This is a genomic window from Methanoculleus horonobensis (genome assembly GCF_001602375.1).
GTDB classification, from domain to species: Archaea; Halobacteriota; Methanomicrobia; order Methanomicrobiales; family Methanoculleaceae; genus Methanoculleus; species Methanoculleus horonobensis.
In genome coordinates this window covers 51,672-71,796 of record NZ_BCNY01000007.1, presented here as the reverse complement: position 1 = coordinate 71,796, position 20,125 = coordinate 51,672, and the positions used below count along the sequence as shown (strand labels likewise).

The window sequence follows — 20,125 nt, the reverse complement described above, 5'->3', positions numbered from 1 at the left end:
ATTTGCCGAGATGAATACTTTTAACATTGGGCCACCGCCAAACGTATTTCATGAAACTAACCCGCCTATGTGCGTTTATCTGTCTCATCGTCGCTGCCGCGGTTCTGTTCTCCGGCTGCACGGGGACGACCGAAGACCCGACGACGACCCCCACGCCGACGGCGACCGCCGCCGAAGACGTCCAGGTGAAGGTCTTCCATGCCGGGAGCCTGACCGGACCGTTTGAGAAGGTGAAAGCAGAATTCGAAGCAGAACATGCCGGCGTCACCGTGCTCCTCGAGCCAGCCGGCAGCGTCGACTGCATCAAGAAGGTGACCGAGAACGGCAAGCCCGCCGACGTCGTCGCCTCTGCTGACTACTATCTCATCCCGGAGATGATGATCCCGGAGCACGCCGACTGGTACCTCACGTTCGCGAAGAACCGGATGGTCCTGACCTACTCTAACGAGAGCAAGTACGCAGACGAGATCACCGCCGAGAACTGGTACGAGATCCTCGACCGTGACGGCGTCCGGTGGGGCTTCTCCGACCCGAACTCCGATCCCTGCGGCTACCGCACCCCGATGGTGATCCAGCTCGCCGAGGCCTACTACAAGAACGACCAGATCTTCGAGACGCTCGTCAGCGAGCACAGCGCGATCACCGTCACCGAAGAGGGTGGCGTCTACACGATCCACGCCGCCGACCCGAAGCCCGACAGCACCACCCTGACGATCCGCCCGAAGAGCGTCGAACTCGTCCAGATGGTTCAGTCCGGAGGGCTTGACTACGCATGGGAGTACCGCAGCGTCGCCGTCCAGAACGACCTCGAGTTCATCGAACTCCCCGAGGAGATCGACCTCTCCTCGATAGACTTCGCGGAGAACTACGCGACCGTCCAGACCGAGGCAAAGAAGGGTGACGGCACTACGAGCTACGCGGGCTCGCCGATCGTCTACGGCGTGACCGTCCCGAAGATCGCCGAGCACCCTGACCTCGGCATCGAGTTTGTCGAGATGCTGATCGGCGCCACCGGCCAGGAGATCCTCACTGCCGATGGTCAGCCCCCGATCGTGCCCGCGGGCGGCTACGGCAGCATCCCCGACGCTCTCCAATCGCTCGTCGAGATGAAGGCCTGAACCCCTCTTTTTCTTTATGCTACCAGTTATCAGCGGACGCGTACAACGCTTATTCAGGAACGTGCGGATATGAAGACCGAAACACTCTCGGGCGACCCCCTTCTGGGGGATGGTGAAGCACCTCCCTCCTGGTGGAGTGGGCGCTGGAGGCGGCATATCGACTGGTGCACCCTCGGGTTCTGCATCATGGGCGGGCTGCTCGTCGGCATCACGGTGCTTGCCATCGCGAGCATCGCCTCGGCGGAACTCGCCGACCCGGCGCACCTCTTGAAGGTCGCGGCGTCGTCGGAGGTGATCGGATCGATCCTCCTCACGTTCGGCGCGGGGGCGAGCGCCGTCCTCCTCCTCATCCTCTTCGGAACCCCGCTCGCCTACGTTCTCGCACGATCCCGCCCCTCGCGGCTCAAGGGCGCCGTCGAGAGCATCGTCGATATCCCGCTCATCCTGCCGCACACCGTGGCGGGCCTGCTCGTCTACCTCCTCTTCATGCGCCGGGGCTGGCTCGGCGCGCCGCTCTCGGAGATCGGGATTGCGTTCGAGGACGCGCTCCCGGGGACGATCGTCGCGATGCTCTTCGTCGCCTCGCCGTTCTACGTCAACAGCATGCGGGAGGGGTTCGAGAAGGTGCCGGTTCACCTGGAGAACGTCGCCCGCACGCTCGGGGCGGGAACCTTTACGGCGTTCCGGACGGTCACGCTCCCCTTAAGCCTCCGGCACATGTACAGCGGGGCTATCCTCGCCTGGGGGAGGGCGATCGGGGAGTTTGCCGGCGTCATCATGATCGCCTACTACCCGTTCATCATATCGACGCTGATCTACTACTCCTTCACGACAGACGGCATCCACACGAGCAGGAGTATCGCATTCACGGTCATCCTGGTCAGTTTCGGGGTCTTCTACCTCCTGCGAAGAATGACCCGGTACTTAGGGAGGTACGATGATAGAGTTTGACCGTGTCTCGCTCGCACTCGGCTCGTTCCGCTTAAACGACGTCAGCCTGACGATCAGTAAGGGCGACTACTACTTCATCGTCGGGCCGTCGGGTGCGGGGAAGACGGTGCTCCTCGAAGCGATCGCCGGACTCCACCGGCCGGACAGCGGCCGCGTCCTCCTCCGGGGCGAAGAGATCACCGCACTCCCCCCGGAGAAGCGGAATGTCGCTCTCGTCTACCAGGACTACTCACTCTTCCCGAACATGCGGGTCATCGACAACATCTCCTATGGGCTCCGGGTGCAGGGGATGGGGAAGAAGGAGGCCCGGGCCGAGGTCGCCCCCCTCCTCGAACGGTTCGGGATCGCTCATCTGGCCGACCGCTACCCGGGGACCCTCTCCGGCGGCGAGCAGCAGCGGGTGGCGCTCGCCCGGGCCGTCGCGGTGAAACCCGACATCCTCCTCCTCGACGAACCGCTCTCGGCCCTCGACCCCGTCACGCAGGAGAAGTTCATCGACGATCTCCGGCGGCTCCACCGGGAGGACGGGCTCACCGTCGTGCAGGTGAGCCACTCCCGCCGCGAAGCGCATCTCCTCGCCACCCGGATGGCGGTGATCATCGACGGAGCTCTCGTCGACGAGGGGAAGGCCGATGTCGTGCTGAACGCCCCGAAGAGCCGCGAGGTCGCGTCGTTCGTCGGGATCGAGAACATCCTGGACGGAACGGTGACGGCAAACGAGGACGGGCTCGCGACGGTGATTGCCGGAGGGCTGGCCTTCGAGGCGGTGACGGAGGCGGCAGCGGGCGAGGAGGTCAGCCTCTGCATCCGGGCCGACGACGTCGTCCTCGCCGTCGGGGACGGGCGGCGCACCAGCGCCCGGAACACGCTGGCCGGGACGGTCGTCTCGGTCGCGGAGAACGGCCCCGTCGCCGAGGTGCGGGTTGACGCGGGGGTCACGCTCACCGCGGTTCTGACCCGGCGCTCGGTGCAGGAATTCGGCATCGTTTCGGGAATCTCCGTCGCCCTCTCCGTGAAGGCGACGGCGATCCACGTCATCCGTTCTTTTTCTTGAGCGAGAGGGTGAGGCCGACAAGGCCGGCTGTCGCGGCGTTCGCCGCCACGATGGCGACATCCCCTCTCACCACCCCATAGGCGAGCCAGAGCAGAACGCCCGCGAGAAGGACGATGAGCATCGAGAGCGAGAGGTCGGTGGTCGAGCGCGTGGCAGCCACGCCCGGACGGCCTGCGGCGCGAACGAGAGCGTCGTGAGCGAACCGGCGAGAAGACCGAGTGCAGTGACGGTGTCCATCTCCCCCCGCTCTTACGCCGGATGTGATAAACCTGGTCGGGTCAGGACCGGGACGCTCTCCCCTTCTCCCACCGCTTGAGCGCATAGGCGAGGATCATCCCGGCGATGAACGCGACCGTGAGGCCGACCGCGAGGGTGAGGACGGCGATGACCCCCGTGACCAGGTAGGACTCCGTCTTCACGCTGTGCTTCCCGAGCTCGAGCGCCACGAAGACCAGGAGCGCCCCGAAGACGCCGAAGGGGATGAGGGTCAGCACCTCCGGCGGGGCGAAAGCGACGGCGAAGACGAGGATGAAGATACCGGCGATGATGTTTGCCCCGCCGGTCCGTGCGCCGAACCGGTACATCGCGGCGAGCCCCCCGGCGCCGTGGCACATGGGGAACCCCCCGAGCGGCGTCGAGACCAGGTTCATGGCCCCGATCGTCCGCGAGAGCCTATCAGGGTTCACGCCCTTCTTCGGGAAGAGGTCGTAGGTGAGGAGCGATGTCGCGAGGATGGCGTTCGTGAGCGTGAGCGGTATCTGCGGGAGGGCGAGGTCCCAGGTTCCGGTGATGAAGTCTACCGGCATCGGGATGACGAGGGCGGGGAGGGACATCAGGCGGAACGGCGGCATTCCCTGCGTTGCGATACCGGCGGCGAGCCCGATGCCGAGCACCAGCAGGGCGGAGACGTCCGGGATCCGGGTGCGTTGCGATGCGACGAAGAAGATGAGGATGATCCCGATGGATACGGCCGCAAAGAGAGCGTCGGGAATGATGTAGCCGAGCGACGTCCTGAGGAGGATGAGCGCGAGACCTGCCTGCACCCCCCGGACGACGCTTCTTGGGATCCGCTCCCCGATCCAGGTCATGCCGCCGACGAGGCCGAGGACGAGGAAGAGCGCCCCGACAACAAGGCCTGACGCCACGATCTCGCCGGCACAGAGCCCTTCGGCGATGGCGATGGCGCCGATCGCCTTCATCGGTTCGATCGGCATGGGAAGGCGATAGTAGAACCCGGCGATGATGTACCAGGCGGCGAGGAAGAGGAAGAAGTGGCTGACGTTCACGTCCGGGCAGACGATGGCGACGCCGAGCAGGATGGGAAAGATGGTGCCGAAGTCGCCGACGGCTCCGGCGATCTCCTCAAGGGTGATCCGGATGCCCCTCTCTTCTGTCCCGGTGCTCTCCGCCATTGTGCAACTCCCGGTATGTCTCTTCCCCATTTCTCGGTTTCGGATGACGATCCGGTTCGTACCGGTTCGTGGTTATGAGGCTATATTATCATTTCACCAAAAGCAAACCTGTTAAATTACACGAGTTGATTTGACCTCATGTATAAACATTTATTTTGCCCTCTTGAGTAATAATCTCTATGAAAGCACACCTGCTTCTCATTGTTACACTGCTTGTCGCGGCAACTGCTGCCTTTGCATGCGGATGTACCGGAACCACCGCCGATACGGCGGGAACGTCCGACACGACAAAGCCCGAGTTGCTCGTCTACTGCGGCGCGGGCATGCGCGAACCGATGGACGAGATCGCGGCGACCTTCACGAACGAGACCGGCGTCCCGATCAACTTCGTCTTCGGCGGATCGAACACCCTGCTCACCCAGATGGAACTGACGGAGATGGGCGACGTCTACATGCCGGGCGCGACCGCCTACTTCGACGCGGCCCGCGAGAAGGGGCTGGTCGAGGAGGAGCACCTGACCGTTTACCACGTCCCAATCATCGCCGTCCCGAAGGGCAACCCTGCCGGCATCACCTGCCTTGAGGACATGGCAAAGCCCGGCGTCCGGGTGGCGCTCGGCGAGAATCCCGGCACCGCCATCGGCCAGCTGACCGACAAACTCCTCGAAAAGAACGACCTCCTTGCCGACGTGGAGAAGAACCTCGTGACCCGCAGCGGCACGGTGAACGAACTGCTGGTCTACCTCTCCATGGGGCAGGCCGATGTCGGTATCATCTGGGAGGATCTCTACGTACCGGAGAAGATGGACATCATCTACATCCCGAACACGAATAACCTGGTGAAGGTCGTTCCCATCGGCGTACTGACAGCCTCCGAGCACCCCGATGAGGCGGAGCAGTTCACCGCGTTCGTCATCTCCGACGAAGGGAAGGAGATCTTCACCCGGCACGGTTTCGTCACCTACCCGAGCGACACCTACGCGGATGTCAAACCCTGATAAACCAGGAAGGGGGAGAAGTCGCATGGAAGTCACCTACCAGATCATCGGAACCATTCGCTCACCGTTCACCGACCAGGATACAACGCCCATCCAGAGCATCTTCTCCAAAGCGGAGGGGACGATCGAGGTCTTTCCCGAGTATGCCGAAGGACTCGAAGGGGTCGAGGGATTCTCCCACATCATCCTCCTCTACCACTTCCACCGGGCGAACGGCTTTAGCCTGCGCCAGCGCCCGTTCGTCGACGGCAGCAAAGAGCGCGGGATCTTTGCCATACGCCATTTCAGCCGCCCGAACCCGATCGGGATCTCCCTCGTCGAGGTCGTCTCCGTCGAGGGCAACACCGTCCGTGTCCAAGGGATCGACGTGTTGGACGGCACCCCGCTCCTCGACATCAAGCCCTACGTTCGCCAGTTCGATCACCGCGACGACGTCAGGAGCGGCTGGGTCGACGCAAAACACATCGAGGAGGTGAAACTCAAGAGTTTCTCCCCAAAGGATCTCCGGGAGCATGAGGAGTCTTCATGAACCTGAGGAACCCCTCCTATTTTCGGATGGCGACCGTTGCGGTCGCTCTCCTCATCGCCGCCTTCATCATAATGGTCCTCGTCGGGGTGGTCACCCACTCCCCGCCGGCCGTTCTGATTGAATGCCTCCTTTCCGAGGAGATCCAGTTCGCCATCAGGCTCTCGATCATCACCTCCGTCATCTCGACACTCCTCTGCATCCTGGTCGCCGTGCCGGTGGCCTATGCCCTCGCCCGCTACACGTTCCCGGGCAAGACGGTGATGAACATGCTGATGGATATCCCGATGGCGCTCCCGCCGCTCGTAGCGGGCGTGGGGCTCCTGCTCTTCTTCGGGGTATCCCCGGTAGGAAAGTCGCTTGCCGCGGCAGGACTTGCGTTCGTCTTTACGCCGCTCGGGATCATCATGGCCCAGTTCTTCGTGAACCTGCCTTACATGCTCCGGGTGACCCGTTCGACATTCCAGGGCGTCAACCCCCGCTACGAGCACGTGGCAAAGACGCTCGGGTGCACCGACGCGCAGGCCTTCTGGCGGGTCACGCTCCCGATGTCCGCAAACGGACTCCTTGCCGGATCGGTGATCACCTGGTCGAAGGGGATCGGTGAGTTCGGTGCCGGGCTGATGCTTGCCGGCGCAACCCGGATGAAGACCGAGACGCTCCCACTCTCGCTCTTCCTGAACATGTCCACCGGAAAACTCGAGTATGCTATCGCTGCGGCGACGATCCTCATCATGATCTCGGTCGTCTCGCTCTACGCCTTCGAGCGCTACGGCGGAGCCACACACGTCTACTAGGAGGTTTGTCCATGCTTACCATTGATTCCGTATCAAAGAGCCTCGGGGAGTTTTCGCTCTCGAACGTCTCGCTCTCGGTCGAAGACGGGGAGTACTTCATCGTCCTCGGCCCCACGGGGGCAGGAAAGACGATCCTTCTTGAGACGATCGCCGGGATCTACACCCCCGATGCGGGCAGGATCTTCTTGAACGGCCGGGACATAACAGACGTGCCCGCACGGGAGAGGAATATCGGCATGGTCTACCAGGACTACATGCTCTTCCCGCACCTGACCGTCGAAGCGAATATCGGTTTCGGGCTGAGATCCCACCGCGCCGATCCCGCGTTCATCCGCGGGAAGATCCAGGAGAGCGCGGATCTCTTAAACATCAGCCACCTGCTCCACCGCTACCCGGGCACGCTCTCGGGCGGCGAGCAGCAGCGTGCGGCGATTGCCCGGGCGCTGGTGATGGAGCCGGAAGCCCTGCTGCTCGACGAGCCGCTCTCCGCGCTCGACGTGAAGACGCGCGAGAGCCTGCGGGCGGAACTCGCCCGGATCCACGAGGCCACCGGGACGACGATCGTCCATATCACCCACAACTTCGAGGAGGTCTTCGACCTCGCCGACCGGGTGGCGATCATGCGCGGCGGCGACGTGATCCAGGTGGGGACGCCGGAGGAGATCTTCCGGCGGCCGAACTCCGACTTCGTCGCGGGATTTGTCGGGGTGGAGAACCTTCTCCGCGGAACAGGCTCGGCCGATGGAACGGTCGCGGTGGGGGATCTCCGGATATCTGCGGAGAACGGTATACCCGGCCCCGTCTCCGTTGCTATCCGGCCGGAGGAGATCCAGCTCTCAAAGACACCTCTGTCAAAGAACGGAAGAAACGTCGTCTTCGGCCGCGTGGATTCTGTGCGGCCGAACGGAGGGCTGGTCCGGGTCTCGGTCGACGCCGGAGTTCGGTTCAAGGTGACGCTGACCCGCCAGGGATTCGAGGAGGCGGGCGTCGCACCCGGCGACGCAGTCCACCTCGCCTTCCGGCCTTCAGCCGCCCATGTCTATCCTTCGGGCGAAGAGGAAGAGGCCTGAGCGGCGCGGATCTCGAGCGCCCGCAGAACCCCGGCACCCAGGACCTCTTCCGCGCGCTCGCCGTGCCGCTCCGCCATGACCGCGAGGAGACGCTCGGTTCCCGCGGCCGTGGTGGAGATGCCGACCCGCTCGGCCCGGCGAATCAGCCCGTCCCGCTCCATCTCCCCGAACCGGGGAAGGACGTAGTAGTGCGGGATCCCGAGATGCTCGGCAAGTTTCCGCGTCGTCGGGAACCGCAGCGAGATGCCGTCCGGGGAAAAGCCGACGGTGATACACCGGTCCTCCTCGAGGAGGATCCGGACGGCCGCATCGATTATGTCGTCGTGTTCGTGTGTGGACATCCGATCGTAACAGTACTCGCGTCCGGCGCAAAAAAGGAGGTCGGTCTGGTTACGCCGCTTCCGCCGCCTTCATCTCGCCCCGCTCTTCGTCGGGCATCTCTTCGAGGTAGACGATCTCCGCCCCGATGTCCTTTGCAATCTGTTCGAGTTCTACCTTCCGGAAATGCGTCCCTTCCACCTTCAGGTGCTTCGATTCGCTCTGCTCTTCGACGACGGCGACGACGCGGAAGCGGGGTTGCTTCACGCCGGTGCCGACTTTCTGACGTTCTCTTACATAGATCTTCATCGTATTCCCATCCCATACCAGTTGGTATATCAGCAGATATACACCAAAGACACTTAACTTTTTCTATCATATATGAGGTAAGGTTGTTATCATGGCAGAACGGTTTGAGATGGAATCAAAGTTCCGCGGCGAGAGTCTGGTTCGGCGCGGCCTGCTCCGCGAGACCCGAACCGGGCGGCAGGTCAGGATCATGCCCGACCTGAACGTGATCAAGATCGGCGGCCACGGGGTCATCGACTACGGGCGGGACGTCATCTATCCCCTGGTCGAGGAGATCGGGGAACTCTCCCGCAACAACAAGGTTCTGGTCGCCACCGGCGGCGGCGTCCGGGTGCGGCACATCCTCGACGTCGGCATCGACCTCGGGATGCCGACGGGCGTGCTTGCGGAGCTGGCGGGCAAGATCAGCGAGCAGAACGCGATCATGATCTCGCTCCTCTTCTCGAAGTACAACGGCACCCGGATCCACACCGACGATCTCTTAAACCTCCCCTCGCTCATATCCCTCGGGATGCTGCCGGTCGTGCAGGGCACCCCGCCCTACGGGCTGTATGAGCATCCGCCGAAGATCGGGAGCATCCCGCCGCACCGGACGGACACCGGGGCGTTTTTGATGGCTGAGGTGGTCGGCGCGAAGAACTGCATCCTCGGGAAGAATGTGGACGGCCTCTTTACCGAGAACCCGTTCGTGAACCCCGACGCCGAGTTCATCCCTGAGATCACGGCCGACGAACTCATCGAGATGGAGATGGAGGATATGGTGCTCGAACCCAAAGCCGTCGAACTCCTCCGGGACGCCTTCCACGTGAAAGAGATCAAGATCGTGAACGCCCACGTCCCGGGCAACATCACGAAAGCCGTCAACGGGGAGCGGGTCGGTACCATCATCAGGGCCTGACGGCCTCCGGGGTCAACTACTTTCCATTAACCCCGGAGAAGTCTTCATTTTCTCGCGGTGCGGATTTGTACAGAGCGATTCCATGACCCTCTACCTTGGCATTGACGACACCGACACACGCGAGTCCCGGGGAACCGGGCGGCTCGCCCGCACAATTGCAGCAGAACTCGCCCGGTCGTACACGGTGACCGGGGTAACCCGCCACCAGCTCTTTGTCCATCCGGCTGTTCCCTATACCTCCCATAACAGCTCCGCGGTCATCCACATCCAGGATGCCGGGAACGGGATCGCGGCCGACGTCTTCGCGGCGGCAAAGGAACTGATGCTCGCCGACTTCATCGAGGGGAGCGACCCCGGGATCTGCGTCGCCGCCGACCGGAACATCAACGGCGATCTCACCCGCTTCGGCTTCTCCGCGAAGACGAGCGTCGTGACGCAGGATCAGGCGCGCTCGCTTGCCCATGAGGCCGGAATCCTCCTCAAAGGGCTCGGCGGCACAGAAGACGGCGTGATCGGCGCGCTTGCCGGGGTCGGGCTTGCGGCGTCGGGGAACGACGGCCGGTTCGTCCAGAAGGGGACGACCCGCGACCTCCGCGGAACCCAGACGGTCGCCGCAATCCTCGCCTCCGGCGTCGACCGGGTGATGACCCGGGACGGCGCGGTGGTCGGGGAAGGCACCATCGCACTCAGAAAGTTCCCGAAGCCCGCGTTCATCGGCGGGAGGGCGATCCTCTACGTCGAGGCGGACGGGGATGCCTACCGCGACATCATGACGGGCTGAGGGAGATATCAACAATATCCCATTTATCACCCCAAAATGTAAAATTTATTAACCACACCCGATTTACATTAACCCAAAACACATTTATTTAAATGCATGTATTGCGATACATCTGTCTGATAACTATGCATAGACGAACCATTTTTGCCGTTGCGGCCGTCATGGTCGCCCTCATGCTGATCTGCGGCTGCACCGGGACGACAACCGACCCGACGCCCGTAGAGAAGCAGCAACTCCGTATCGCCACGACGACGAGTCTCTACGACACCAAGCTCCTCGACCACCTCACACCGATCTTCGAGGAGAAGTACAACGCCGAGGTGCTGATCGTCTCCGCCGGGACCGGCAAGGCGATCGAGTACGGCCAGCGGGGTGACGTGGACGTCCTGATGGTGCACGACCGTGCGCGTGAAGACGCTTTCCTCGCCGACGGCTACGGCATCAACCGGCGCGTCTTCGCCTACAACTACTTCGTCCTCGTCGGGCCCGAAGCCGATCCGGCAGGCATCAACGGCATGACTCCTGAGCAAGCGTTCACCGCCATCCGCGAGACCGGCATGGCCGGCAACGCGAGCGTGACCTTCGTCTCGCGCGGCGATGCATCGGGCACGCACTCCAAGGAGAAGGCAATCTGGAAGGCAGCCGGATTCAACTACTCGACCGACGTACAGGGCTCCGGCGACTGGTACCAGGAGGCCGGAACGGGCATGGGTGCGACCCTTGAGATGACGAACGAGAAGCAGGCATACACCCTCTCCGACATCGGGACGTATCTCGCCTACAAGGGCGACCTCGACCTCGTGACGCTCGTCGACGAGGGCGATATCCTGCTCAACGTCTACTGCGCGATGCAGATCAACCCCGCGAAGTACCCCGAGATCAACACCACCGTCGCGAAGGACTGGGTCAACTTCATGATCTCCGACGAGGTGCAGGGCGAGATCGCCTCCTTCGGTCTCGACCAGTACGGCCAGCCGCTCTTCTACGCGGCCCAGGACGACTGGGAGAAGATCGGCGTCCCCCAGGCTGAAGTGAAGGACCCGATCGCCTGAACGGGCTCGAAATCCCACCTTTTTTTTGCTTCCGGCAGAGTATAGTCAGGTGCAGAGCATGTACGAGATCATCGAGGGATTCCTGGAGGCGGTCAGGCTCATCATCACGCTTGATCCCGATGTGATGGCCATCGCCGCACGAAGCATCGCCATATCGCTCACCGCAACGATCATCGCCACGCTGTTTGCCGTCCCGCTCGGGGCCGCGATCAACTTCGGGACGTTCCCGGGAAGAAGGAGTCTCATCAACCTGATCCAGACGCTCTACTCCCTCCCGACGGTCATCGTCGGGCTGCTGATATTCCTGCTCATCTCCCGCGTGGGGCCGTTCGGGTTCATGCGGCTGCTCTTCACCCCGACCGCGATGATCGTCGCACAGACGGTGCTCATCCTGCCGATCATGACCGGCCTCACGATCTCCGCGCTCTCGGGGATCGATCCGGTGATCAGGGATACCCTCCGTTCGCTCGGGGCAACCCGGCTCCAGTTCCTGACAAACATCTTGAAAGAAGCCCGGTTCGCGATCCTCGCGACCGTCGCGGTCGGGTTCGGGCGGGCGATATCCGAGGTCGGGGCGGCGATCCTGGTCGGCGGCAACATCGCGGCTTCGTCGTTCGCGAGTTCGACCCGGGTCCTGACGACCGCGATATCGCTCGAGACCTCGATGGGGAACATCTCTCAGTCCATCGCGCTCGGGATCGTCCTCCTTGCAATCGCCCTCGGCGTGAATCTCGCCATAACCACGGTGCAGCACCGGTGATACCATGATCGAACTCGAGAACGTCTCCAAAAACTTCGGCGATACCAGGGTGCTCGACGGCATCACCGGCGAGGTGAACCGGGGCGAGATCTTCGCCGTCATCGGCCCCTCCGGGGCCGGGAAGTCGACCCTGCTGCGCCTCATCGACCTCCTCGACGCCCCGACAGGAGGGGCCATCCGAATCGGCGGCACCGATATCCACGCGGAGCGCGAAAAGAGCCTCTCCATCCGCAGAATGATGGGGATGGTCTTTCAGAAACCCGCCGTCTTCAACACGACGGTCGCGGAGAACATCGCCGTCGGCCTCCGGTTCCGGGGCACGGGCAAGAGCGAGATCGATGCCCGGATCGGAGAAGCCCTCGATATGGTCGGTCTTTCCGGTTACGGGGAGCGGCGGGCCAGGACGCTCTCGGGCGGGGAGATGCAGCGGGTGGCGCTCGCCCGGGCGATGGTGATCGAGCCCGAGATCCTCCTCCTCGACGAGCCGACCGCGAACCTCGACCCGGTCTCGGTGGCGATGATCGAGGACCTGGTGGTGCGGATCAACCGCGACCTCGGGACGACGATCGTCTTCTCGACCCACGACATGTACCAGGGCCAGCGGCTCGCCCACCGGATCGGGGTGCTGATGGACGGGGTCTTCTCGCAGGTGGGGACGCCGCGGGAGGTCTTCACCCTCCCGGCAAGCCGGGAGGTCGCCCGGTTCGTCGGGATCGAGAACATCGTCGAGGGCGGCGTCGTCGAGGGGGAAGACGGCACCGCCGTCGTCGATGCCGGGGGTGTCCGCGTCCGGGCACGTTCGCCGGCATCGACGGGAGAGCGGGTCACCCTCTGCATCCGCTCAGAGGATCTCCGGATCGCCGCGCCGTCGATGGATACACCCGGCAGGAACAGCCTCCCCGGCACCGTGACCTCCATCGTGCCGCGCGGGCCGTTCAGCAGGGTGACGGTCGACTGCGGGGTCCCGCTCTCATCCGTCCTCTCCTGGAAGGCGGTGGACGTCCTCGAGATCCGGGAGGGGAGCCGGGTCTCGGTCTCGTTTGCGCCGGAGTCGGTTCACGTCGTCCGCGGGGTGAACCACCGGGGTTCAGGGCGCGGGTAGGTCTCGACGAGAGGTCTCATCCTCACCCGGGACGATCCGGCCGACGACCCCCTGCCGGGACTCCTCCGTCGTGCTCACCCGCTCTCACCGGGGATTGGAACCCCGATCCCGGTCTTCATTCTGCACGCAGCCGTCCCTGATCTTAAATAGCCGCACAACCCACAATTTCTACAATGCAACTGACAGTCCTCGCCAGCGGGAGCAAAGGAAACTGCACCTACCTCCGGGGGGAGCGGGGTGCGCTGCTCATCGACGCGGGGCTCTCCGCTCGCGAGACCCTCCGGCGCCTCGAAGCCGCCGGCGGGGACGCAACGCTCGTCGAGGCGATACTCGTCACGCACGAGCACATCGACCATATCCGGGGCGTCGACGTCCTGGCACGGAGGCTCGGGGTGCCGGTCTACGCGACCGGCGGAACGCTCGAGGCATTCGATGCGAAATGCGGGAAGACGTCTGCGGAGGTTCGGCGGTGCCGGTGCGGCGAGACCTTCTCCGTCGGCGACTTCTCGATCGAGCCGTTCGCCGCCTCCCACGATGCCCGGGAACCCTGCGGGTTCTCTGTCGCCGAAGGCGATCTCCGTGTCGGGTGCTGCACCGATACCGGGACCGTCACCACCTCGATGTTCGATACGCTTGCATCATGCGACGCCGTCCTGCTCGAGAGCAACCACTGCCCGAACATGCTCGAAAACGGCCCGTATCCCGCCTACTTAAAGAGCCGGATACGGTCGAAACGCGGGCACCTCTCCAACCCCGACGCCGCCCGGTGCCTGCAGAGGCTCGCCGACCGCATCCACATGGCGATGCTCGCCCACGTAAGCGAGATCAACAACACGCCCGAAAAAGTGCTCCTCTCCGCCCTCGAAGGGCTCGGGCTCTACTCCGACCAGGTCGGGGTCGCCGTGGCGCCGCAGGACCCGGGAGCGGTGCACCCGGAGTCCTACGGTTTCCGGCTCTGAGGGTCACGCCCTGTAAAAGGTGCAGACCATCCCGATCACGGTGCCGGAGCCATCGGCGATCGGGTCGCCGGAGACGTGGACGGTCTCGTTCGACCCGTCTTTTCTCACGAGTTCCGCGACCTCTCCGTACTCCGCCGATCGGCCCTCTCCCAGCACCTCCCCGGAGAGAAGTTCCCGGAGCCCGGCGCCTGGAAAGAGCGACCAGACCGACTTCCCGGCCAGTTCGTCCCCCGCGTAGCCGGTGAGGCGTTCGGCCACCATGTCCACGATGACGACCATTCCGGCGGCATCGGTGGTGATCCTCGCCTCCCTGGGTTCGGCCGACCCGGGAGCGTCCAGTTCGACCGGAGAGTCCAGCCAATCCTCCGCGGCTTTGCGCTCGGTCATCTCGATGTAGTACAGCAACTGCTCGAGCTGCTTGTTCGCACGCTCGAGTTCGGCGGTCCGCTCGGTAACGAGTTCCTCCAGGTGCTCGCGGTGGCGGTGCAACTCCTCTTCCGCCATCCTGCGCTTCGTGATCTCCCTGATGATGACCATCAGGTGCATCTCCTGGAGCGGCATGACGCGGGCTTCGAAGTGCCGGATCTCTCCGGCTTCCGCGCGGCTGAACTCCAGGGGCGGTGCGGGGGTATTCGACCTGGCGGCCTCCTGCAGCGCACCTGAAAGCGCCTCGCTCACCCCGGCGGGGAGGAGATCCTGCACCCGCCGCCCGAGGTGCGCCCGGGAGAGGAACGGGGCCTCCGCGAGCCTCCCCGCCCTGACGTCGAGGATCGTTCCGTCGGCATTCAACCGGATGAAGAGATCGGGAAACGCCTCGATCACCGCGGTCAACTCAGACGTCGCCTGCCTGAGGTTCTCCTCGTTCAGGGCCCGCTCGGTGACGTCCCGGACGGCGATCAGGACATAACCGCCATCGACCGCCGCCCGCCGGAGTTCGATATCGCGCACTCTACCGTCCCGGCAGACCACGCCGGCAACCAGGATCTCCCGGCCGCCCGAAAACAGTTCCTCTCCCGGCCCCTGCACCTTCTGACGGTACGCCGGGTTCGGGTGGGCACGCTCGAACCATCGAGCGAGTGTCGGGACATCTTCCAGGGTATACCCGGTTATCCGGGTGAACGCCGGGTTCAGGTACCGGCATCTGCCCTCACCGTCCACCAGAACGAGGCCGTCCGGCATTTCACGGAGGATCGAGAGGCAGGTATTCGCTCCAAGGTCCGGCGGTTCACGGGCGCCGTCCCGGGTTGTCTTATTTCCCGTCATCGTAACCGATCCTCCACGGCATATCTGGTTATTCGGGCCTGAAAGCGCCGCTCACAGGAGATTTTGCCCTTTGAGATAGATATATGCATCGTTCTGTCTCTCCCCGTTATTTTAGAAAAGGGGTCATTTAACCGATAATCCAGAGAAACTCCAGCATAGCGGCGCCTGCTTGAAGCCATACGCGACCAGAATGCGGAACACAGGATCCCCCGCCGGGGAGAGAGACTTTGCAGCATAACAACCATCCTCCATCACCCCCTTATCTTCAGGACCTGCATACAGTACTGATCCACGGACGTGAAGAGCGTGGACCTTGCGCGTTTCGCCCGCTCTTCGTCCCCTTCGATGAAGTCACGGAGGATGTATTCCAGCGTCATGATGTAGTAGTCCCGCCCGGGAGAAGCCTTCTTTGCCTCCTCGAAGCAGAAGTAACTCTCCGATTTGTGGTTGCACATGACTTCGAAGACGGTATCGAGCGCCAGAAGCAGGTACCGGGGGAACTCCTTTAAGATCGCCAGTTTCCGGAAACTCGCGTAGGACCTTGACTGAGCTCCGAGGATCGCGAGTTTCATCCCGTAATAGAGCGGTTCGAGATCGTCGGGATACTGCTGCATCATCTGTTTGACGACGGCGGCGGCACCGCTCCCGTTGCGCAACTCCACATGGGTGTTGAACGCCTCCGCAAGGAAGAACCTGTCATCCGAGAAGCGCTCCGTTGCATGGGTAAGGAGGAGGTTGCGGCGCTCGATCTCGCCGTCGTCCTTCGTTTTCGTGATGCCCATGCGGTAGAACTCCGGCTCGCTCGGGAACCAGCCGAACGCCAGGTCCAGCATGAACCAGAAGATCGTGTTCAGCCGGCTGTCTTTCCGATTGAAGAGCCCGAGACGGTTGAGCGGGGCGCGGACACGCGAGATGTTCAGGATCTCCTCGCGGGCGTGCAGTTCCAGGTCGTCGGGGCGAACCCTCGACTTCTGGTTCTTCGCGAGGGAGAGGGCATAGTAACAGTAGGCGATTGCAGCGTTGATGCGACCGTCGTAACCCTTGTGAGGAGTAAGATACTCGATCGCCTGGTAGTAGTTGCCGGAGTCGATCAACTTCAGGCCCACAATCACGTCGAGTGTTGCCCGTCCCTTTCGACGCCGCTTGTTCCCCATGGCGTGCCGCAGAACCTTCTCGAGAAACTCCGGGGTAGGAGCCTCGCGCGTGACGTTGAGAAGTGCGGATGCGGTCGCATCGATGAAGTCGTCATATGTCCTGTCGTCGAGCTCGGGAAACGTCTTGTCGAGCGTGGCGGCGACGTGACCGAAGAAGACCGGGAGGTTCCCCTCGACCTGTCCGGTATTCTTCGCGATATAATCATCCATGGTAGCCCGGAGCTGCTCGAGTCGCCTGTTGCGGAGCGCTTCGGGCTGCCACGCTTCTTCCATACCACTATTGGTGGAGAGGCGAAGAGATATTTGTTGTTATATCTTCTCCGGCCCACCCAGGCCGGGAGAGGTCAATCGATCCACTATATGCCGCGCGAAAGGATGACCTCTTCTAAAAAGGGCATCTCAGGACAGTGACGCGGCAGCGGATCCTGCCGCCGGAAAAACGGGAGGTTAAACGCACCGGATCTCGTATCCGGCACTGGTACTCATAACGTTTATCCCGATTGGCCCCAAATCCTCCGGGAGGGAGGTGTGGTCGCGTGGGCTACATTGACGAACTGAAACGGGTAGGCAGGGACGCGAATCCTTTCTTCAAACTGATGGGGATAGATGTGGACGAGTACGGCGACGGGCGCGCCCGCCTCAGCATGGAGGTCCGGCCGGATATGCTAAACGGCGCCGGGTGGCTCCAGGGCGGGGTCTACGTGGCGCTCGCCGACGAGGCGATTGCGCTTGCACTCTATACCCTTCTCTCCGAGAACGAGAGGATCGCCACGATCGACGAGCACACCAGTTTCATAAAGGGTGTCAGCACGGGGACGATCGTCGCCACCGGGAGGGTCGTCCGCAAAGGCCGCCGGGTGGCGTTTGCAGACGGAGAGGTCAGGAACGCGGCGGACGATGCGCTTCTTTCCCGGACATCGACATCGTTCGCAGTCATCGAGGGATAACGCCGAAACGCCCGTCCGGCGAAGCCCTCTTTGCGCCCGCGGGGATTCCCCCGGGACCGCCGGAACAATACATTCTCAATACCCGAGATCACATACATAAGATAGAGCATCCGGCACAACCGGAGGGGAACGAGAGCTTGAAGTATATCGTTGTAACCGGCGGCGTCATGAGCGGGCTCGGAAAAGGCATCACCACCGCATCCATCGGCCGCCTCTTGAAAAACCGCGGCTACCTGGTAACGGCGGTGAAGATCGATCCGTACCTGAACATCGACGCCGGCACCATGAACCCCGCCCAGCACGGTGAAGTCTTCGTCCTCTCCGACGGAGGGGAAGTCGACCTCGACCTGGGCAACTACGAGCGGTTCTTAGACATCAACCTGAAATCGATCCACAACATCACGACGGGCAAGGTCTACCGGAACGTCATCGAGAAGGAGCGGCGCGGGGATTTCCTCGGCGCGACCGTCCAGATCATCCCCCACATCACCGACGAGATCAGGCACTGCATCAGCCGCGCGGCCAATGAGGAGGCAAACGGCGGCAGGGTTGCGGACATCTGCATGGTCGAGGTCGGCGGGACTGTCGGCGATATCGAGAGCATGCCGTTTCTCGAGGCCGTCCGGCAGATGCACGGCGAACTCGCACCGGAGGATATGCTCCTCGTGCATGTCACCCTGGTCCCGATGGACACGATGGGGGACTTCAAGACCAAACCCACGCAGCACTCGGTGAAGGCGCTCCGTGAACTCGGGCTGCAGCCCGACATCATCGTCGCGAGGAGCAGCGACGTGATCGGGCCGCAGACGAAGAAGAAGATATCCACCTTCACCGATGTCCCGGTAAAAGCCGTCGTCTCCGCAAAGGACGCCCCGGACATCTACCAGATCCCGATGGAACTGGAGAAGGAAGGGCTCGCGGACGTCGTCTGCAGTTACCTCTCCCTCGAGAACCGGGAACCGGATACCGCGTGGTACCGGGTCGTCTCGCAGGAGTATACGAACCGGGTGACGGTCGCCATCGTCAGCAAGTACGGGATCGAGGACGTTTACATGTCCATCAAGGAGTCGCTCAAGCATGCCGGGAGAGCGCTCTCCACCGAGGTGAACATCCGCTGGCTGGACGCGGAGACGTTCGAGCCCCGTGATCTCGCCGACGTCGACGGCATCCTGATCCCGGGCGGGTTCGGGAAGCGCGGCATCGAGGGGAAGATCCGGGCGATCCAGTATGCCCGCGAGAACAACAAGCCCTACCTCGGCCTCTGCCTCGGGTTCCAGCTCTCGGTGATCGAGTATGCCCGGCATGTTCTCGGCATCGAGAACGCCACGAGCGAGGAGATGGGAGAGGGGACGCACGTCATCGCCATCCTCCCCGAGCAGGAGGACGTCAGCGACCTCGGGGGCACGATGCGCCTCGGGAACTGCGACGTCACTCTCAAGGAAGGGACGAATGTTGCCGGTCTTTACGGCAAGACGGCAATCGTGGAACGACACCGCCACCGCTACGAGGTGAACCCGGAGTTCATCGCCGATCTCAAAGGCGCCGGGCTTGTCTTCTCGGGGACCTGCGGGCCGCGGATGGAGGTCTGCGAGATCCCGGATCACCCCTTCTACCTCGCGACGCAGTTCCACCCCGAGTTCAAATCGAGCCCGACAAACCCCTCCCCACCCTACATCGGCTTTGTAGAGGCATGCAAGAAGAATAAATCAAGATCAGAGATCAGGTGAAATGAGAGCATGGTAAACGTCGAGAAGTTTATCGACCGGGCAGTCGGCGAGATACGCGATGCTGCCGGCGAAGAAAAGGTCGTGATGGCACTCTCCGGCGGCGTGGACTCGTCGGTCTGCGCGGCGCTCGCGACCCGCGCGATAGGCGACCGCCTCGTCCCGATATACGTGGACACAGGCCTCATGCGGAAGGGAGAGACCGGACGGATTCGGTCGCTCTTTGCCGACGCGAACCTCCGCGTCGTGGATGCTGCGGACGAGTTCTTCGAGGCTCTCGCGGGCATTGTCGACCCCGAAGAGAAGCGCAAGGCCATCGGTGAGAAGTTCATCAGGATCTTCGAGCGGGAAGCGAAGCGGACGGGAGCGACGATGCTCCTGCAGGGGACGATATACCCCGACCGCATCGAGAGCGAGGGGGGCATCAAGAGCCACCACAACGTCGGCGGCATGCCCCTCGATATCAAGTTTAAGGGCGTCATCGAACCGCTTGCCGACCTCTACAAGGACGAGGTCCGCGAGGTCGCCGGCGGGCTCGGGCTCCCGGCGGAGATCCAGCACCGGATGCCCTTCCCGGGCCCGGGGCTCGCCGTCCGGGTGCTCGGCGAGGTGACGAAGGAGAAGATCGCGATCGTCCGCGAGGCGAACGCCATCGTCGAGGAGTGCCTGGTGGAGGAGTACCACCCCTGGCAGTGCTTCGCGGCGCTGATCGGCCTTGGAACCGGGGTCAAGGGAGACGTCCGGCTCCACGGCTGGATCGTCGCCGTCCGGGCCGTCGGGTCACGGGACGGGATGACCGCCGACCCGCTGCTCCTCCCCTACGAGACGCTCTCGCGGATGGCAACCCGGATCACCGCCGAGATCCCCGGCGTCGCCCGGGTCGTCTACGACGTCACCCCCAAACCCCCGGCGACGATCGAATACGAGTGAGA

The 20,125-nt window shown here is 63.0% G+C and carries 22 protein-coding genes; 16 read left to right on the top strand and 6 right to left on the bottom strand.

All coding sequences use genetic code 11. From position 1 onward, the window contains the following. Positions 1-50 precede the first annotated feature (50 nt). From wtpA to MCUHO_RS00905, 3 genes are all read left to right on the top strand, one after another. Positions 51-1,118 carry a tungstate ABC transporter substrate-binding protein WtpA gene (gene wtpA, locus MCUHO_RS00915; RefSeq protein WP_067072407.1) on the top strand — a complete coding sequence of 356 codons (1,068 nt, stop codon included), beginning with the start codon at positions 51-53 and terminating at the stop codon, positions 1,116-1,118. A gap of 69 nt (positions 1,119-1,187) precedes the next feature. Then, positions 1,188-2,069, top strand: a complete 882-nt coding sequence (locus MCUHO_RS00910; RefSeq protein ID WP_235808106.1) for an ABC transporter permease — start codon at positions 1,188-1,190, stop codon at positions 2,067-2,069. Continuing rightward, positions 2,056-3,123, top strand: coding sequence for an ABC transporter ATP-binding protein (locus MCUHO_RS00905; RefSeq protein WP_067072406.1), 1,068 nt, complete (start codon positions 2,056-2,058; stop codon positions 3,121-3,123). Before MCUHO_RS00910 ends, MCUHO_RS00905 begins: the two co-directional genes overlap by 14 nt. Here the strand turns inward: MCUHO_RS00905 and MCUHO_RS00900 are convergent. Together MCUHO_RS00900 and MCUHO_RS00895 are read right to left on the bottom strand one after the other, a co-directional pair. Continuing rightward, positions 3,104-3,283, bottom strand: coding sequence for a SemiSWEET family transporter (locus tag MCUHO_RS00900; RefSeq protein WP_235808105.1), 180 nt, complete (start codon positions 3,281-3,283; stop codon positions 3,104-3,106). The two genes, MCUHO_RS00905 and MCUHO_RS00900, sit on opposite strands and share 20 nt — an antisense overlap. A gap of 118 nt (positions 3,284-3,401) precedes the next feature. Continuing rightward, a complete protein-coding gene (locus MCUHO_RS00895; protein ID WP_067072404.1) occupies positions 3,402-4,535 on the bottom strand; it encodes a putative sulfate/molybdate transporter in 1,134 nt (377 codons plus the stop codon). Positions 4,536-4,714: 179 nt separating this feature from the next. Here MCUHO_RS00895 and modA point away from each other — a divergent pair, with 179 nt between their 5' ends. Genes modA through MCUHO_RS00875 form a run of 4 tightly spaced genes read left to right on the top strand, consistent with a single transcriptional unit; the run spans position 4,715 to position 7,926 of the window. Continuing rightward, positions 4,715-5,533 (top strand): molybdate ABC transporter substrate-binding protein, encoded by an 819-nt coding sequence (gene modA, locus MCUHO_RS00890; RefSeq protein WP_067072402.1) that lies wholly within the window; start codon positions 4,715-4,717, stop codon positions 5,531-5,533. Between the two features lie 25 nt (positions 5,534-5,558). Beyond that, positions 5,559-6,062: a tRNA (N6-threonylcarbamoyladenosine(37)-N6)-methyltransferase TrmO gene (gene tsaA, locus MCUHO_RS00885; RefSeq protein WP_084385847.1), complete on the top strand. Its 504-nt coding sequence runs from the start codon at positions 5,559-5,561 to the stop codon at positions 6,060-6,062. After that, on the top strand, positions 6,059-6,856 hold the full coding sequence (locus MCUHO_RS00880; protein ID WP_067072397.1) for an ABC transporter permease: 798 nt from the start codon (positions 6,059-6,061) through the stop codon (positions 6,854-6,856). The genes tsaA and MCUHO_RS00880 overlap by 4 nt, the downstream gene beginning before the upstream one ends. 11 nt (positions 6,857-6,867) lie before the next feature. Further along, a complete protein-coding gene (locus tag MCUHO_RS00875; protein WP_067072395.1) occupies positions 6,868-7,926 on the top strand; it encodes an ATP-binding cassette domain-containing protein in 1,059 nt (352 codons plus the stop codon). On the opposite strand, the gene MCUHO_RS00870 is transcribed toward MCUHO_RS00875, so the two are convergent. After that, complete coding sequence (locus MCUHO_RS00870; protein WP_067072394.1) at positions 7,896-8,267, bottom strand: hypothetical protein; 372 nt, start codon at positions 8,265-8,267, stop codon at positions 7,896-7,898. The genes MCUHO_RS00875 and MCUHO_RS00870 overlap by 31 nt on opposite strands. Before the next feature lie 49 nt (positions 8,268-8,316). Continuing rightward, the gene (locus MCUHO_RS00865; protein ID WP_067072393.1) at positions 8,317-8,553 is read right to left on the bottom strand and encodes a hypothetical protein; all 237 of its coding nucleotides are present in this window, start codon (positions 8,551-8,553) and stop codon (positions 8,317-8,319) included. A gap of 91 nt (positions 8,554-8,644) precedes the next feature. On the opposite strand from MCUHO_RS00865, the gene MCUHO_RS00860 reads away from it, so the two are divergent. From MCUHO_RS00860 to MCUHO_RS00835, 6 genes are all read left to right on the top strand, one after another. Continuing rightward, positions 8,645-9,451 (top strand): amino acid kinase family protein, encoded by an 807-nt coding sequence (locus tag MCUHO_RS00860; protein WP_067072390.1) that lies wholly within the window; start codon positions 8,645-8,647, stop codon positions 9,449-9,451. A gap of 82 nt (positions 9,452-9,533) precedes the next feature. Beyond that, positions 9,534-10,232 (top strand): ABC transporter substrate-binding protein, encoded by a 699-nt coding sequence (locus tag MCUHO_RS00855; RefSeq protein WP_067072388.1) that lies wholly within the window; start codon positions 9,534-9,536, stop codon positions 10,230-10,232. A gap of 125 nt (positions 10,233-10,357) precedes the next feature. Next, positions 10,358-11,284, top strand: a complete 927-nt coding sequence (locus tag MCUHO_RS00850; protein ID WP_067072386.1) for a substrate-binding domain-containing protein — start codon at positions 10,358-10,360, stop codon at positions 11,282-11,284. A gap of 58 nt (positions 11,285-11,342) precedes the next feature. Continuing rightward, entirely contained in the window at positions 11,343-12,044 is a 702-nt protein-coding gene (locus MCUHO_RS00845; protein ID WP_067072385.1) for an ABC transporter permease, read from the top strand. A gap of 4 nt (positions 12,045-12,048) precedes the next feature. Further along, complete coding sequence (locus tag MCUHO_RS00840) at positions 12,049-13,146, top strand: ABC transporter ATP-binding protein (protein ID WP_067072384.1); 1,098 nt, start codon at positions 12,049-12,051, stop codon at positions 13,144-13,146. A 173-nt stretch (positions 13,147-13,319) separates the two neighbouring features. Then, entirely contained in the window at positions 13,320-14,105 is a 786-nt protein-coding gene (locus MCUHO_RS00835) for an MBL fold metallo-hydrolase (protein WP_067072383.1), read from the top strand. A 3-nt stretch (positions 14,106-14,108) separates the two neighbouring features. Here the strand turns inward: MCUHO_RS00835 and MCUHO_RS00830 are convergent, their stop codons facing one another. Both MCUHO_RS00830 and MCUHO_RS00825 read right to left on the bottom strand, forming a co-directional pair. Continuing rightward, positions 14,109-15,368 (bottom strand): PAS domain S-box protein, encoded by a 1,260-nt coding sequence (locus tag MCUHO_RS00830; protein ID WP_067072382.1) that lies wholly within the window; start codon positions 15,366-15,368, stop codon positions 14,109-14,111. A 251-nt stretch (positions 15,369-15,619) separates the two neighbouring features. Further along, positions 15,620-16,795: a hypothetical protein gene (locus tag MCUHO_RS00825; RefSeq protein ID WP_067072380.1), complete on the bottom strand. Its 1,176-nt coding sequence runs from the start codon at positions 16,793-16,795 to the stop codon at positions 15,620-15,622. A gap of 263 nt (positions 16,796-17,058) precedes the next feature. On the opposite strand from MCUHO_RS00825, the gene MCUHO_RS00820 reads away from it, so the two are divergent. From MCUHO_RS00820 to guaA, 3 genes are all read left to right on the top strand, one after another. Then, a complete protein-coding gene (locus MCUHO_RS00820) occupies positions 17,059-17,469 on the top strand; it encodes a PaaI family thioesterase (RefSeq protein WP_067072378.1) in 411 nt (136 codons plus the stop codon). 137 nt (positions 17,470-17,606) lie between these two features. Next, the gene (locus MCUHO_RS00815) at positions 17,607-19,196 is read left to right on the top strand and encodes a CTP synthase (protein ID WP_067072376.1); all 1,590 of its coding nucleotides are present in this window, start codon (positions 17,607-17,609) and stop codon (positions 19,194-19,196) included. Positions 19,197-19,205: 9 nt separating this feature from the next. Continuing rightward, the gene (guaA, locus tag MCUHO_RS00810) at positions 19,206-20,123 is read left to right on the top strand and encodes a glutamine-hydrolyzing GMP synthase (protein ID WP_067072367.1); all 918 of its coding nucleotides are present in this window, start codon (positions 19,206-19,208) and stop codon (positions 20,121-20,123) included. The last annotated feature ends 2 nt before the right edge of the window (positions 20,124-20,125 follow it).